This window comes from Streptomyces sp. JB150, from assembly GCF_011193355.1.
GTDB lineage: Bacteria > Actinomycetota > Actinomycetes > Streptomycetales > Streptomycetaceae > Streptomyces.
In genome coordinates, this window is the sequence record NZ_CP049780.1 from 215,866 (window position 1) to 230,000 (window position 14,135).

Annotated in this window: 15 protein-coding genes; 9 read left to right on the forward strand and 6 right to left on the reverse strand. The window is 72.5% G+C overall.

What is annotated here, in order from left to right; genetic code table 11:
* The first annotated feature begins 39 nt into the window (after positions 1-39).
* Both G7Z13_RS01010 and G7Z13_RS01015 read left to right on the forward strand, forming a co-directional pair.
* Positions 40-1,164, forward strand: a complete 1,125-nt coding sequence (locus G7Z13_RS01010) for a hypothetical protein (RefSeq protein ID WP_165995158.1) — start codon at positions 40-42, stop codon at positions 1,162-1,164.
* Positions 1,161-2,768: a hypothetical protein gene (locus G7Z13_RS01015; RefSeq protein ID WP_165995160.1), complete on the forward strand. Its 1,608-nt coding sequence runs from the start codon at positions 1,161-1,163 to the stop codon at positions 2,766-2,768. The genes G7Z13_RS01010 and G7Z13_RS01015 overlap by 4 nt, the downstream gene beginning before the upstream one ends.
* A gap of 140 nt (positions 2,769-2,908) precedes the next feature.
* On the opposite strand, the gene G7Z13_RS01020 is transcribed toward G7Z13_RS01015, so the two are convergent.
* The gene (locus G7Z13_RS01020) at positions 2,909-4,315 is read right to left on the reverse strand and encodes an NAD(P)-binding protein (RefSeq protein WP_165995162.1); all 1,407 of its coding nucleotides are present in this window, start codon (positions 4,313-4,315) and stop codon (positions 2,909-2,911) included.
* 167 nt (positions 4,316-4,482) lie between these two features.
* Between G7Z13_RS01020 and G7Z13_RS01025 the strand changes: the two genes are divergently transcribed.
* Together G7Z13_RS01025 and G7Z13_RS01030 are read left to right on the forward strand one after the other, a co-directional pair.
* Positions 4,483-4,869: a metalloregulator ArsR/SmtB family transcription factor gene (locus G7Z13_RS01025; protein ID WP_165995163.1), complete on the forward strand. Its 387-nt coding sequence runs from the start codon at positions 4,483-4,485 to the stop codon at positions 4,867-4,869.
* A 27-nt stretch (positions 4,870-4,896) separates the two neighbouring features.
* On the forward strand, positions 4,897-5,406 hold the full coding sequence (locus G7Z13_RS01030) for a GNAT family N-acetyltransferase (RefSeq protein ID WP_165995164.1): 510 nt from the start codon (positions 4,897-4,899) through the stop codon (positions 5,404-5,406).
* Positions 5,407-5,460: 54 nt separating this feature from the next.
* Here G7Z13_RS01030 and G7Z13_RS01035 read toward each other — a convergent pair whose 3' ends face one another.
* Genes G7Z13_RS01035 through G7Z13_RS01045 form a run of 3 tightly spaced genes read right to left on the reverse strand, consistent with a single transcriptional unit; the run spans position 5,461 to position 7,978 of the window.
* Positions 5,461-6,525 (reverse strand): ArsO family NAD(P)H-dependent flavin-containing monooxygenase, encoded by a 1,065-nt coding sequence (locus G7Z13_RS01035; RefSeq protein WP_165995166.1) that lies wholly within the window; start codon positions 6,523-6,525, stop codon positions 5,461-5,463.
* Complete coding sequence (gene arsB, locus G7Z13_RS01040) at positions 6,522-7,673, reverse strand: ACR3 family arsenite efflux transporter (protein WP_165995167.1); 1,152 nt, start codon at positions 7,671-7,673, stop codon at positions 6,522-6,524. Before arsB ends, G7Z13_RS01035 begins: the two co-directional genes overlap by 4 nt.
* Positions 7,670-7,978: a metalloregulator ArsR/SmtB family transcription factor gene (locus G7Z13_RS01045; RefSeq protein ID WP_165995169.1), complete on the reverse strand. Its 309-nt coding sequence runs from the start codon at positions 7,976-7,978 to the stop codon at positions 7,670-7,672. Before G7Z13_RS01045 ends, arsB begins: the two co-directional genes overlap by 4 nt.
* Positions 7,979-8,103: 125 nt before the next feature.
* Between G7Z13_RS01045 and G7Z13_RS01050 the strand changes: the two genes are divergently transcribed.
* The 5 genes from G7Z13_RS01050 (at position 8,104) to G7Z13_RS01070 (ending at position 11,759) form a co-directional block, all read left to right on the forward strand.
* Positions 8,104-8,523, forward strand: a complete 420-nt coding sequence (locus G7Z13_RS01050; RefSeq protein WP_165995170.1) for an arsenate reductase ArsC — start codon at positions 8,104-8,106, stop codon at positions 8,521-8,523.
* A gap of 380 nt (positions 8,524-8,903) precedes the next feature.
* The gene (locus G7Z13_RS01055) at positions 8,904-9,674 is read left to right on the forward strand and encodes a GNAT family N-acetyltransferase (protein WP_165995171.1); all 771 of its coding nucleotides are present in this window, start codon (positions 8,904-8,906) and stop codon (positions 9,672-9,674) included.
* Between the two features lie 120 nt (positions 9,675-9,794).
* Positions 9,795-10,247, forward strand: a complete 453-nt coding sequence (locus G7Z13_RS01060; protein WP_165995172.1) for a nuclear transport factor 2 family protein — start codon at positions 9,795-9,797, stop codon at positions 10,245-10,247.
* A 66-nt stretch (positions 10,248-10,313) separates the two neighbouring features.
* Complete coding sequence (locus G7Z13_RS01065) at positions 10,314-11,072, forward strand: SDR family oxidoreductase (RefSeq protein WP_165995173.1); 759 nt, start codon at positions 10,314-10,316, stop codon at positions 11,070-11,072.
* 90 nt (positions 11,073-11,162) lie between these two features.
* Positions 11,163-11,759, forward strand: a complete 597-nt coding sequence (locus tag G7Z13_RS01070) for a DinB family protein (protein WP_165995174.1) — start codon at positions 11,163-11,165, stop codon at positions 11,757-11,759.
* Positions 11,760-12,097: 338 nt separating this feature from the next.
* On the opposite strand, the gene G7Z13_RS33995 is transcribed toward G7Z13_RS01070, so the two are convergent.
* Complete coding sequence (locus tag G7Z13_RS33995; RefSeq protein WP_165995175.1) at positions 12,098-12,277, reverse strand: hypothetical protein; 180 nt, start codon at positions 12,275-12,277, stop codon at positions 12,098-12,100.
* 870 nt (positions 12,278-13,147) lie between these two features.
* On the reverse strand, positions 13,148-14,113 hold the full coding sequence (gene sbnA, locus G7Z13_RS01080; RefSeq protein WP_165995176.1) for a 2,3-diaminopropionate biosynthesis protein SbnA: 966 nt from the start codon (positions 14,111-14,113) through the stop codon (positions 13,148-13,150).
* Positions 14,114-14,135 lie beyond the last annotated feature (22 nt).

Consider the following 14,135-nt stretch of genomic DNA (forward strand, 5'->3'; position numbering starts at 1 on the left):
ATGCCGGACGCGTGAGGTCCGAGAGGACGGGGGAAGCCTGTGGAGTACGAGCGTCTCCTGGCCCGCATCATCTCGGGTCTGCTGATGGAACCGCGGCACCGGCGGAGCGTGGGCAGCAGGCTGCGGCGCAAGGGCGGTCCGCCGGTCATCGAGGTCGTGGGCCTGGACCGGACCCAGCAGAACGACCTCCTGTGGAAACTGCGCCAGACGTATTCCGGGCGGTTGCCGGTGAACGTGCCGGAGGTCCCGGTCGACAAGGGCGTGGCCGAGTCCTTCTGGTATCTGTCGACCCGCATGTCCGGCCTGAACGGCCCTCCGGGCCGCCGCCGTCCGGCCTTCCCCCGCTTCCATCTCGGGCTGCTCGCCCACACCTGGGCCGCCGACCACGCCGACCTCGGTCTGGACCGGCTGCAGCACGCGCACCGCGCCCTGGTGCGCCATCTGGGCAGCAGAGAGCAGGAGGAGGAGGCCGTCGGCCGCGAACAGCTGCTCCGCGAGCTGGAGCCGCCGCTGTCGGCGGGTGGCATGGTGGGCGCCGTGCTGGCGGTGCTGTCCACGGTGGTGCGCTTCCTGACCGGTCGTCCGCGGCCGGACCGGGTGGCCCTGCGGTGGTGGGGCCGGGCGCTGAGAGTGCCGAAGGGCGGCGCCTTCTCCAACCGGGAGGCGATCGCCATCCGCCTGTTCTACTTCTTCCGGCCGCGCCCGCCGCGCCCCGACGACCCGGACGAGGTCCGCGCGGAGGCCGCCCGTCAGGAGGCGTCGCGGGTGGCCAACCGGAACGAGTACCTCATCGCCGCCTTCCTCGCGGACATCGACGCGCAGTACGGCCTGCTGCGCCGGCTCAACCGGAACCAGCCCCCGCTGATGCTGCTCCAGGTGCACCACGCCGAGGGCCGGGCCGTGCTCGACACCTACCTCGCCGCCCACCGGACGCTGCGCCGTGTGGTGGGGCGGCGGACGATCACCCACCCGGTGGTGCTGGTGGTGAGCGACGACGACGCCGGCGCCCGGCTCGCGGCCGCTCCCCTGGACGAGCTCGAAAGCGTCCTCGACACCTGGGCGCTGCGCCTGGAGGGCGACGCGCGCGAGCGGAGGCTGGTGCGGGTGACGGTGCGGGGAACGGCAGCCGGGTCGCGGCCGGCCACGTCAGAGGAGGGTCAGTGACAGACACTCCGGCCAGACCCGGCCCCGGCGCCGGCCCGGTGACCCTGGCGGCCATGGCGGTGGGCGTGGTCCTCGCCCTGCTGGCCGCCTGGTACGTGTGGGACAGGTTCGGCCCCGAGGAGCCGGACCCGTGCGGGCCGGGCCTGACGACCGTCAACGGCGAGTGCATCGGCGTCAGCGACGGCGGCGGCAAGCCCTTCATGGACGACCTCGCCGCGGTGATGGCGCGGATCAAGGAGGAGAACGACCGGATCGACGGTCAGCCGCACGCCACGATCGCGTTGATGATCCCGATGACCTCCGACCACGAGGAGGTCAGGCGGCAGATCCTGCACGAGGTGCAGGGCGCGTACATCGCGCAGTACTTCGCCAACGGCGCCACCGCGGCCGAGAAGCGGAGCGGCGGCGAGCACCCGAAGATCCGCCTGGTGCTCGCCAACCCGGGCAAGAACCGTGACCAGTGGCGCCCGGTCGCCGACCGGCTCGCCGAGATGGCCCGGGACGAGAAGCACAACCTCCGTACCGTCTTCGGGTTCGACCTCAGCGTGGACGCGACGGCCGATGCCATCGCGTATCTGACGAAGGAGAAGAAGATCCCGGTCGTGGGCGGTCCGATCACCGGCGACGAGTTCACCGGCTTCCCGCTGTTCGCCCGGATCGCGCCCACCAACAGCGACCAGGCCAACGCGCTCGCGCACTTCGACAAGAGGCTGGACCTGGAACACGCCATCCTCGTCAAGGACACCCGGCGCGACCCGTACAACGAGTCGCTGCTGCAGGCCTACGAGCGCAAGCTGCACAGGTCGCCGCACGAGCCGATGCCCTTCGAGTCCGAGGGCACGGACGTCGAGGGCGGTCTGTCCAGCGAGTTCAAGCGCATGGCCACGGACATCTGCGTGCTGCGGCCGCAGGTGAACACCGTCTACTTCGCGGGCCGCCCCGTCCATCTGCGGCAGTTCCTCAACGAGCTGGCCAGGAACCGCCCGTGCAAGCAGGAGCCGTTCACGGTGGTCAGCGGCTCCGGCGCGTCCACGCTGTACGCCGACGAGAAGCTGGACTGGGACGCGCTGCGCGGGCTGCAGGGCGACGGCGGCAGGTGGGAGGGCAAGGTGAGCGTCCTCTACACCTCCATCTCGCACCCCGACGGCTGGCTCAGCAAGCGGCCCGCGCCACCCCCGACCGGCGGCTCCCCGGAAGCGGTCCGTGAGCTGATGCGGCGCCTTAAGGCACCGCCTCCCGTGGGGCCGATCGGCCCCGCCGACATCTACGACTCCCGCACCGTCTCCGTGCACGACGCCGCCAAGACCGCCATCGCGGGCATCCGGCTGCACGCCGAGGGCCGGAAGAGCCACGACATCCCGACGCTGCGGGAGATCGGAACCGACTGGAACGCCCTGCGGGGCGTGCACAAGGTGGACGGCGCGAGCGGCTGGATCTGCATCGACAACCAGGGCAACGCCTACAACAAGGCCGTCGCCGTGGTCCGGCTCGATCCCGAAGTACGGGGCGAACAGCCGACGTTCGTGGGACTCGCCTGGCCGGAGAAGTCCCCGCCGCCCAAGGGCCAGGAGGGCAGCGGCGCCTGCCAGATCCCTCGCACCTGAGGCGTCCTGGACCCGATCGACTCCTTCGTGAGCAGCCGCCGTTGGCGCGGCGAGGGCGGTTAACGCCCCGCGACGGGTGCCGGGGCCGCGACCGGTCCCCTGTTCCGGTCGCGGCCCCGCCGGCTCGGTGCCGAGGCGGGTCATGAGCCGCAGCAGCCGCCCGCCGGCGTCTCGCCGGTGCTCACCGCCGCTGCCGTGGGCGCGCCGAGCGGGACGAGGCGCGGCTCGGGCGCGGCGCAGCAACCGCCGTCGCTCTGCCGGGCGTCGGGGGCGTCGAACAGGCCGGCGCCGCCGCAGACCCCGGTCTCGGGGAGGGTGAGCTCCACCCGGTCGGCGGCGTCGAGGTCGCCGGCGAGGGCGGCGGCGACGGAGCGCACCTGCTCGTAGCCGGTCATGGCGAGGAAGGTGGGGGCGCGGCCGTAGGACTTCATGCCCACCAGGTAGAAACCCTGTTCGGGGTGGGAGAGTTCGCGGTGGCCGTGCGGGTAGACCGTGCCGCAGGAGTGCTGGTTCGGGTCGATCAGCGGGGCCAGCTCGACCGGGGCCTCAAGGCGCTCGTCGAGCCTCAGGCGGATCTCGGAGAGGAAGGACAGGTCGGGACGGAACCCGGTCAGCACGATCACCTCGTCGACCGGCCGGAGCCGCCGGCCGTCCTCGCCCACGAGGACGAGTCGTCCGTCGCCGTCGCGTTCGATCGCCTCGGTGCGGAAGCCCGTGACCGCGTCGGCGTACCCGTCGTCGACGGCGGCCTTGGCCGCCAGGCCTAGGGCGCCGCGGGCGGGCAGCTGGTCGGCTTCGCCGCCGCCGAAGGTGGAGCCGGAGATGCCCCGGCGCAGGATCCACACCGCCCTGGTGTCCGCGCCGTCCGCGCCGTCCTCGGACCTGGCCAGGTCGGCGAGGCCGGCGAGCGCGGTGAACGCGGAGGCGCCGGAGCCGACGACCGCGGTGCGCTTGCCGGCGTACCGGGCGCGGACGGCGGGGTCGCGCAGGTCCGGGACGCGGTAGGTGACGCGGTCGGCCGCCGTCTTCTCGCCGAGCGCGGGCAGGCCGCTGCCGCCTGCCGGGGACGGGGTGGTCCAGGTGCCGGAGGCGTCGATCACCGCGCGGGCGAGGACGCGCTCCTCACGGCCGTCGGCGTGAGCGACGTGCACGACGAAGGGCTGGGCCTCGCGGCCGGCGTCGACGATCCGGTCGCGGCCGGCCCGGGAGACGCCGGTGACGGTGGCGCCGACGCGGACGCGGTCGCCGAGGGCGTCGGCCAGCGGCTGAAGGTACCGCTCCGCCCAGTCGCCGCCGGTGGGGCAGGCCGCCGGATCGGGACGGGTCCAGCCGGTCGGGGCCAGCAGTTTCTCGGCGGCCGGGTCGACGACTTCGCCCCAGGTGGAGAACAGGCGCACATGCGCCCAGTCGCGCACCGCGGCACCCGCGACCGGACCGGCTTCCAGGACCAGCGGGGTGATGCCGCGGCCGGTCAGGTGGGCGGCGGCGGCCAGGCCGGTGGGTCCGGCGCCGATCACGACGACGGGGAGGTCGCTGGGGGTGGCCATGGTGGGTCCTTCCGCACGGGTTCTCTTACTTCGAGACCTGTCGATGTCTTGTGCTCACAGCCTGACACCTGTTTCGATGACCGTCAACATAGACAGACGTCGAAATCGAAGAACTGGGCAACCCCACCTCCTCGCCCACCTGCTTCGACGCGTGTCAACATAGGCACATGTCGAATACGAGAGTGCTGCCGCTGCTGGATGCCCCCGACCGTGCGGCTGCCGACGGCGTGGTGCCGTGCTGCCCGCCGCTGACCGAGCGGCCGATGACCGCCGTGGAGGCGGAGGTGGCCGCGAGGATGTTCAAGGCGCTCGGCGACCCGGTGCGGCTGCGGCTGTTCTCCGCCGTGGCCTCCCACGAGGGCAGCGAGGCGTGCGTCTGCGACATCTCCGACGTCGGCGTGTCCCAGCCCACCGTGTCCCACCACCTGAAGAAGCTCAAGGAGGCCGGGCTGCTCACCTCCGAGCGGCGCGGCACCTGGGTCTACTACCGGGTCGAGCCGTCCGTGCTCGCCGCGATGGGCAAGCTGCTGACGCTGCCGGCCGCAGCGGTCTGACGCGGGAGGACAGGAGAGGGGGAGCCGGTGAGCGCACAGGCTGCGGGCACGCTCATCGTGCCGCTGACGGCGGACCACGCAGAGCAGGTGCTGGCCATCTACCAGGCGGGCATCGACGAGGGCGACGCCACGTTCGAGACCGCGGCTCCCGGCTGGGAGGCGTTCGACGCGGCGAAGCTGCCCGAGCACCGCTTCGCCGCCGTGGACGAACACGGCGGGGTGCTCGGCTGGGTGGCCGCGAGCCGCGTCTCCGACCGGTGCGCCTACGCCGGCGTGGTCGAGCACTCCGTGTACGTCCACCCGGCGGCCCGCGGCCGGGGCGTCGCCTCGGCGCTCCTCACGGCCCTGGTCGAGTCCACCGAACGGGCGGGGATCTGGACCATCCAGTCCGGCGTCTTCCCGGAGAACACGGCCAGCCTCGCCGTGCACGCGCGCGCCGGGTTCCGCGTCATCGGCACCCGCGAGCGCATCGGCCGCCACCACGGCCGCTGGCGTGACGTCGTACTCCTCGAACGCCGCAGCCCGGTGATCCACTGAGGTCCGCGCCGCCGGTCGCGGTGCTCGGCTGACGGCGGACGGCGCCTAAGCAGCTCAGCAGCTCAGCAGCCGCGCGATGTCCCGGGCGGCGTCCCGCGCGGGGCGCCCGGCACCGATCAGCGTGGCGGACGCCGGGCCGGTCCAGTCGCCGTAGCCGAGCAGGTGCAGACGGGGCTCGGCGACGGCACGGGTGCCGGAGATCGCGATCCGGCCGCGCGGGCCGCGCAGGCCCAGAGGGGCGAGGTGGGCGAGCGCCGGCCGGAAGCCGGTGCACCAGATGACCGCGTCCGCGTCGGCGCGGCCGCCGTCGGCCCACTGGACGCCGGTGGCGGTGAGACGGGCGAACATCGGCCGCGCGGTGAGGAGTCCCGCGTCGCGGGCGGCGCGGACCGGCGGTACGGCGACGATGTCGCCGAGCGCGGCCACTCCCCCGGTGTCGGTGCGACCCTCGTCGAGGGCGCGGCGGCGGGCGGTGGCGACGTCGAACAGGACGCGGCCGTCGATGTCGTCGGCCAGGAACCGGGGCGGCCGCCGGGTCGCCCAGATCACCTCGACGTCGCCGGCCAGGGCGAGGTCGGCGGCGATCTGCGCGCCGGAGTTGCCGCCGCCGACCACGAGGACGCGCTGTCCGGCGAAGTCGGCGGGACGGCGGTAGTCCACCGTGTGCAGCTGCCGGCCGGAGAAGAGGGCGCGGCCCGGGACGGCCGGGAGGAAGGGGCGCGACCAGGTGCCCGTCGCACTGACGACCGCGCGGGCCCGCCAGGTGCCCGCATCCGCTTCGACCAGCAGCCGTTCGCCGTCGCGGCGTACGGCCTCGACGCGGATGCCGTGCTGAACGGGCAGGTCGTAGCGCTTCTCGTAGTCGGCCAGGTACTCCACGACGTGCCCGGCGTCCGGGTAGGTCTCGCCGGGCCGGGCCGGCATGAGGCGGCCCGGCAGCGACGAGTGGGCGGCCGGTGAGAACAGGCGCAGCGAGTCCCACATGTGCTGCCAGGCTCCGCCCGGTGCCGGGTCGGCGTCCAGCACGACGAAGTCCAGCCCCTGGCGGCGCAGGTGGTAGCCGGCGGCGAGTCCCGCCTGGCCGCCGCCGGCCACCACCACGTCCACGCGGGGCGTCATGAGGTGGACCGCGCGGCCGTGAACGAGCGCCGCCACGCCAGCGAGACGTACACCAGGGCCACGAGGACGGGGACCTCGATCAGGGGGCCGACCACGCCGGACAGGGCCTGGCCGGAGGTGACGCCGAAGGTGGCGATGGCGACCGCGATGGCCAGCTCGAAGTTGTTGCCGGCCGCGGTGAAGGCGAGCGTGGCGGTGCGGTCGTAGCCGAGGCCGATGACCTTGCCGAGCGCGAAGGTGCCGAACCACATCAGCGCGAAGTAGACGAGCAGCGGGAGCGCGATGCGGGCCACGTCCAGCGGCTGGGAGGTGATCGTCCTCCCCTGCAGGGCGAAGAGGATGACGATCGTGAAGAGCAGGCCGTACAGCGCCCACGGGCCGATCCTCGGCAGGAAGGCGGACTCGTACGTCTCCCGGCCCAGCCTCCGCTCGCCGATACGGCGGGTGAGGAACCCGGCCAGCAGCGGGACGCCGAGGAAGACGACCACGTTCGCCGCGATCTTCCAGACGGAGATGTCCAGGTGCTCGCCGTCGCCCAGACCGAGCCGGCCGGGCAGGAAGTCGAGGTAGAACCAGCCGAGCACGCCGAAGGCCAGGACCTGGAAGACGCTGTTGAGGGCGACGAGGACGGCGGCCGCCTCACGGTCGCCGCAGGCGAGGTCGTTCCAGATGATGACCATGGCGATGCAGCGGGCCAGGCCGACGATGATCAGGCCGGTGCGGTACTCGGGCAGGTCCGGCAGGAAGATCCAGGCCAGCGCGAACATCACGGCGGGGCCGACCAGCCAGTTGACGACCAGGGAGGAGATCATCAGCCTGCGGTCGCCGGTGACCGTGTCCAGCCTGTCGTAGCGGACCTTCGCCAGCACCGGGTACATCATGATCAGCAGGCCGAGGGCGATCGGGAGCGAGATGCCGCCGATCTCGACGGCGGCGAGGGCGCCGTCCAGTCCGGGCACCAGGCGACCCAGCCCGAGGCCGAGGGCCATCGCGAGGAGGATCCAGACCGCGAGGAAGCGGTCGAGGACCGAGAGCTTCGCGACGACCGAGGCGCGGTCGCGGCCGGCGGGCGGGGCGGCGGTGGCCGTCCCGGCTGCGGCGGGTTCGGAAGGTTTGGAGGGCTCGTACGCTGCGGTGCGGCGGGTCACGGGCAGGCCCTCTTGGTGTCGGCGTTGGCGCGGGCGGTCGCAGCGAGGTCGGCGAACCGGCCGGCGAGCGTCTCGATGACCTCGGGCCTCAGCCGGTAGTACGTGAACCGGCCGCACGGCTCCGTGTCCACCACCCCTGCCTCGCGCAGCACCTTCAGGTGGTTGGACAGGTTCGTCTGCCTGGCGCCGGTCTCCTCCACCAGGTGCGTGGTGCACAGCGTCTCGCGGGCCAGCAGGGTCACGATCCGGAGCCTGAGCGGGTCGGCCAGCACCCGGATCAGGTCATTGTCGACTGACGTCAGCATGGGCTGATACTGTCACATCACCTCCGGCTGATACCAGTCGGGACTGACCTTGTTGGGGCCGATCTCGTTGGACCGACCTCGTTGGAACCGACTTCGTCTGAACCGACCTCGTGAAGGAAGAACGCATGCCGTCCGCTCCGCTCGCCTCCGTGCTGTTCGTCTGCGTCCACAACGCCGGCCGCTCGCAGATGGCCGCCGGGTTCCTCTCCCACCTCGCGGGCGACCGGATCGAGGTCCGCTCCGCCGGCTCCCTCCCCGGCGACCGGGTCAACCCGGCGGCTATCGAGGCGATGCGGGAAGTCGGCATCGACATCTCCGCCGCCGAGCCGAAGGTCCTCACCACCGAAGCCGTCCAGGCGTCCGACTACGTCATCACCATGGGCTGCGGCGACGCCTGCCCCGTCTTCCCCGGCAAGAAGTACCTGGACTGGACCCTGGAGGACCCGGCCGGCAAGGGCCTGGAAGCCGTACGCCCGATCCGCGACGCGATCAGGACCCGCATCGAGGCCCTCGTCGCCGACATCGACGCGCGCCGGGAGGCCTGACGGGCCAACGGGCCCCGGCCAAGGACCCCGGCCAGGGACCGGGCGACGCGCGCAGGCTGCTCGTCAGACCGCGGGGCCCGCGCCGGAAAAGCGCTTGCCCGCGCCCGGCGGGACTGGAACAGTGACCAGCGCTCCATGACCTCGCGCACACCTTCACGGTAAGGAACGAAGCCCATGATTGCGGCGTCCCTCAGTGGCCGCCGTCGGCGCCGAAGCTGACCGGCCGCTCCTCAGCGGTTCCAGCAGCCTCGGCCTGCCACGCTGTTCGCCACGGCGGCCCCACGACGCGGTGCCTCGCGCACCGCCGCTCTCCCATGCCCCCGGACTCGGCCCCCGAGTCCGCCAGGGGCTCCCCCGAGACTCGTGAGGTCGACTTCCCCATGGACAACCAGGTCCAGAGCTTCGCCGTTGCCAACCTGCGCCGCCGCCCCGTGGTCGTCGAGACCGGCGGATTCGTCGCGGGCTTCGACCCCGACACCGACAGCCCGTACCTCAACTACGCCACCCCGCTGCCCGGCGCCGAGCCGACCGGGCGGGACGTCGCCGCGCTCGTCGCGGCCTTCCGGGAGCGCGGCCTGCTGCCCCGGCTGGAGTTCGCGCCGGAGGCCGCGCCCGCTGTGGAGCCGGCCCTGCGGGCGGCGGGCTTCGGCACCGAGGCGGTGCACACCTACCTCGTCTGCACTGCGGACACGCTGGCACTCCCCCGGTCCGCCGGCTCCCCCCGCGTGGAACGCCCCACCACCGACGCCGAGTACGCGGCGCTCGACGCCGCGCTCGCCGAGGCGTTCGGCGGTGTCTTCGCCCCGTCCGCGGAGGGCGCCGCCAGACTCCGTCGCACGCAGCTGAGCGGCGGCGCGGTGCGCTTCGTCCGCGCCCCGCAGGGCGGTTGCGCCGGCGGGGCATCGTGCTCGCCGCCGGCCGAAGGCACCGCCGAACTGTTCGGTGTCGGCACCCGTCCCGCCTACCGGGGCCGCGGGATCGCCGCCGCGGTGACCGCCGCGCTGACCGGAGCGATGTTCGCCCAGGGGGCACGATCGGTCTGGCTCGAGTACTCCGGAGAGGGATCCCGCCGCGTCTACGAGCGCGTCGGCTACCGGCCGCAGGGCACGCGCCTCTACCTGACGCTGCACCCGCAGCAGCCACGGCCCTGACCTCGGCGCCCCGCCTCACATTCCGTGGGGCCGCTCTGTCGTAAAGGCCGGAGCGACATCGCTTCGCCGCATGGCCGCAACCCCCTCATGCCCCACCTTCCGCGAAAGGGAGAGACCGCGATGACCGCGCACGAGTCCGCCATCAGGGACCTGCTGGAACGCCGCGTCGACGCCAGCCGGACCAAGGACATCGACCGGCTCATGTCCCTCTACTCGGACGACATCGTCTACTACGACGCCGTTCCCCCGCTGCACCTCACGGGACACGAAGAGGTCCGCCGCAACTTCCTGCGGTGGTTCGACGCGTACGACGGCCCGATCAGCCTGGAGACGCACGGGCTCACCATCGCGAGCAGCGAAGCGGACATCGCCTTCGCGCACATGCTCCACCTGGACTCCGGGACCCGCAAGAACGGGCTCAGCATCGCGATCTGGGTCCGGTCCACCGTGTGCTTCCGGCGGACGAACGGCCGGTGGCTGATCACGCACGAGCACATCTCCATGCCGATCGACCCCGAGAACCTCCAGGCGTGGTTTCCGCCGGACATGCGGGGCGCGGCCGCCCCGCTGTGAACAGGCTCCGCGTCGGCGGGCTCCTGCCGGTGACCCGGGCGTCCCTCCACGCCGTATGTTGGCGACATGACACACACGGACAACACCCCCGGTACTGCCTTGGTCACCGGGGCCTCCCGCGGTCTCGGAGCCGTGATCGCCCGGCGTCTCGCGTCAGACAGGCACCCGGTCGCCGTCGGTCACCGGTCGGGGGCCGACGCGGCCCGGCGGGTGGTGGCGGACATCCGCGCGGCGGGCGGGACCGCCGAGGCGTTCGCCGCCGACGTGACGGACGAGACCGCCGTCGAAGGGCTCGTCGCGGACGTCACGGCACGGCTCGGTCCGATCACCACGCTCGTCGTCAACGCCACCGGTCCGCAGCCCGAGTCGGATCCGGCGGCGGTGACGTGGGACGACCACCTCGCCCAGCTCACGTATTTCGTCAAGAGCCCCACCCTGCTGATGCGGGCGGTGCTGCCGGCCATGCGGGAGCGCGGCGGCGGACGCATCATCCAGATCGGCTCGGACGTGCTGGAGCGAGCCCTGCCCACCATGTCCGCGTACGTGGCCGCCAAAGCCGCCCAGCACAGCCTCACCGAGTGCTGGGCCCGGGCGCTCGGCCCGTACGGGATCACGGTGAACACCGTCGCGCCGGGCTGGATCCCGGTCGAGCGGCACGCCGGAGCGAGCCCGGAGTCCCTGGCCGCCTACGCCGCCGACGTCCCGCTGGGTCGCATGGGCCGTCCGGAGGACGTGGCCGCCGCCGTGGCGTTCCTCGCCTCGCCGGAAGCGGCCTTCGTCACGGGCGAACGCATCAAGGTCAACGGCGGTCACACCCTCGGTTGAGTCCCGCAGTCCCGGCTTTAGGACACGATCTGACCTAGAGGGCTCCTAGCGTGGTGCTCGTCCACGGAACACAGCAGAAAGCCGGAGACGATGACCTCGACGCATTCCGCCAGCGCCCCCACCGCTTCCACCACTTCCACCGCTTCCACGGCGCGCTCCGCTCCGTCCTCCACCGCCGTGCGGGGAGAGCGTGCCGACCTGCTGCAGACGCTGGCTCAGCACCGCAGGTTCCTGCGCCTCACCACGCGTGACCTCACCGACGAGCAGGCCGCGCGGCGGACCACCGTGAGCGAGCTGTGCCTCGGCGGTCTCATCAAGCACGTCGCGTCCGTCGAGCGGTCCTGGGTGAACTTCATCCTGGAAGGGCCGAAGGTGCTGGGCGACTGGAGCAACATGACCGAGGCCGACTGGGCACGCCGGGCCGACGAGTTTCGGCTGCTGCCCGGCGAGACCCTGGCCGGCGTACTGGAGGAGTACGCCGAGGTGGCTCGCCGTACGGACGAAGTGGTCGCCACAGTGCCGGACTTGGACGCGTCCCAGCCGCTGCCCTCGGCCCCGTGGTACGAGCCGGGCACCGAGTGGTCGGTGCGCCGGGTGCTGCTGCACATCATCGCCGAGACGTCCCAGCACGCCGGGCACGCCGACATCATCCGCGAGTCCCTGGACGGCGCGAAGAGCATGGGCTGACCGCCGGCCAGGGGCGGGGTGCAGGCGCGGGCCGAGTCGCAAAAGTTCGGGCCGACTCGTAGGCTCAGGACGGCGTAACGGGTGTAGGGCCAATCCGCCCAGGTTTCCGCCTCGTCGCGGAGCGCGTCGCAGGACTCCCCGGGCGGCGAGCTTGCCCCAGGCGTCGCGCGTGGACCGGTCCCACGCGGGCTTCTGCGCCCAGACGTGGACCACTTGGGTGCCGGGGTCGAAGCCGACGGACATGTTGTCGTGGCCGAGCCAGTCGGGGTCGGTGGTGATCCGGGAGTTGCCCTGCCACGCGGAGAAGATCTGGTTGGCCAGGGCGTCGGCGACGCGGATCACGTCTCGTCGTCGCTGGGGATCTGCGCGGCCCGCAGCCCCGAGGCGCTGGGCTGCCAGTCGGCGGCCTGCCCCTCGCCCTCGGTGGTGCGGTCGGTGAGGGAGGTCTCGCAGTCGGTGTTGGCGCGGAAGTCGTCCTCCCAGACGATGCTCGGTCCGTCCTCGCGGGCCGCGTCCACGAGGACGTACTCGCGGTATGGGAAGTCCGGGGAGAAGCCGCTGAGGTCGCGCAGGCCGAGACAGGCGGTCCGGGCCAGCTCCTGGACGGCGACGGAAGGCGGGTCGTGTCCGGTCGTCGCGACATAGACCTCGCCGCGGGACGGGTGGAAGGTGATCTCACTGTCCAGGTCGGGGTAGGTGTCCGGGTCCAGCCAGGGGCCGGTGCCGATGGCACCGTGGACGTCGTTCTCCGCCTTGTTCCGGGGAGCGCGGGCCTCTCTCCAGGTGTCGAGGGTGGCTTCCGCCGGGTTCTTCTCGTCCGTGCCGCGCGGTGTGCTCGCCCCGGTGTCGGAGCGCGGCCGGCGTGAGGCGGCAGCCGCGCTTGCCGTGGGCGGGGTCCTGCGGTGCGTCGGCTGTGGTCGCCGCGCCGTTCCCGGCCGCCCGGACCGCCCGTCGCAGCGGAGAGGGCGATGCCGGCGGCGCTGCCGATGACGACGGCCGCGGCAACGGTCACCGCGTACAGGCGTTCGCGGGAGCGTGCGGGGCGGGTGTGCCAGCCGGGGTCGTCCAGGGTGGGCATGTCCCAGCCCCCGGCGATGAGTTCGGCGGCCGACGTCGTTCCGTGGCCGGTGTCCTCGCCGAGTGCCTGGGTGGTCTGTGCGGCGAGGAGCACTCCGGTACGGACCGATGCCGGACGGGTCACCGGGAAGGGCGGGGAGAACCCGCCCGCCAGAGGCAGCAGCGCTCACCTGTTCCGCCCTTCCGCTGGGTGTCTCCGACTTCTCGGGACCGGGGCCAGGGGGGTGGATGGTGGCCGCGCCGGCCCTTGGTCGTCCGGTGGATGCTACCGGGGAACGGGCGGCGGCAGCCGGGGGGGCGGCGAGAACGGTTCAGTTCTCCACGGAGCCCAGGATGTGTTCGCCGTAGAGGCCTTCGACCCAGTTGGTCTGGTAGATGGTGTCCAGGTAGCGCTCGCCGAGGTCCGGTGCGATGGCCACCGCGGTGAGACCTCGTGTGCTGTGCCGGGCCAGCCAGTCCGTCGCGCCGCTGACCACCGTCCCGGTCGAGCCGCCGAACAGGAAGCCGTGCCGGGCCATGCGGTGGCACATGCGGATGGTGTCCATCTCCTCCACGCGCAGGACCTCGTCCACGTAGGACTCGTCGAGCAGGGGCGGACGCATGCTCATGCCCAGGCCGGGGATCATCCGGCGCCCCGCCTCCCCGCCGAAGGCCACCGAGCCGGCGCTGTCCACGGCGACGATCCGTACCGGGCGGTGCCAGTTGCGGAAGTAGCGTGCGCAGCCCATCAGGGTTCCCGCGGTGCCCGTGCCGATGAACAGGACGTCGAGTTCCGGGAACTGGCCGGCGATCTCCGGGGCCGTCGTACGGTAGTGGGCCCACCAGTTCCCGGCATTGGTGTACTGGCTGAGCCACACGTACCGGGTGTCGGAGGCGCAGAGCGAGCGAATGTACTCGATCCGCTTGCCGAGGTAGCCGGCCTTGGGGTCCTGGTCGGCGACGACGTGCACCTCGCTGCCGAGGGCTTCCATCAGGAGCCTGGTCGACAGGTTGCAGCGTGAGTCCGTCACGCACAGGAACCGGTAGCCCTTGCTGGCGGCGATCACGCTGAGCGCGACGCCCAGGTTTCCGGAGGAGGACTCGACGAGGATGGAGTCCGGCTTCAGGAGTCCGTCGCGCTCGGCGCTCGCCACCATCTCGTTCGCGGCCTTCAGCTTGATGGAACCGGCGAAGTTGAACCCCTCGCACTTGAGGTAGAGGGGGTATCCGCAGACCGCTCGCAGGTCGACGAAGAGGTGGCCCTCGTTGAAGGCGTAGGGAGCGGATATGACAGGCACGGCTGACCTCCTGGGGCCGGCT

Excerpts from the sequence above, each read along its gene's own strand:
- G7Z13_RS01060 (WP_165995172.1), top strand. The coding sequence starts at position 9,795 with ATGACCGCGCACGAGTCCGCCATCAGGGACCTGCTGGAACGCCGCGTC.
- G7Z13_RS01055 (WP_165995171.1), top strand. The coding sequence starts at position 8,904 with ATGGACAACCAGGTCCAGAGCTTCGCCGTTGCCAACCTGCGCCGCCGC.
- G7Z13_RS01050 (WP_165995170.1), top strand. The coding sequence starts at position 8,104 with ATGCCGTCCGCTCCGCTCGCCTCCGTGCTGTTCGTCTGCGTCCACAAC.
- G7Z13_RS01025 (WP_165995163.1), top strand. The coding sequence starts at position 4,483 with ATGTCGAATACGAGAGTGCTGCCGCTGCTGGATGCCCCCGACCGTGCG.
- G7Z13_RS01065 (WP_165995173.1), top strand. The coding sequence starts at position 10,314 with ATGACACACACGGACAACACCCCCGGTACTGCCTTGGTCACCGGGGCC.
- G7Z13_RS01070 (WP_165995174.1), top strand. The coding sequence starts at position 11,163 with ATGACCTCGACGCATTCCGCCAGCGCCCCCACCGCTTCCACCACTTCC.
- G7Z13_RS01035 (WP_165995166.1), bottom strand. The coding sequence starts at position 6,525 with ATGACGCCCCGCGTGGACGTGGTGGTGGCCGGCGGCGGCCAGGCGGGA.
- G7Z13_RS01045 (WP_165995169.1), bottom strand. The coding sequence starts at position 7,978 with ATGCTGACGTCAGTCGACAATGACCTGATCCGGGTGCTGGCCGACCCG.
- G7Z13_RS01020 (WP_165995162.1), bottom strand. The coding sequence starts at position 4,315 with ATGGCCACCCCCAGCGACCTCCCCGTCGTCGTGATCGGCGCCGGACCC.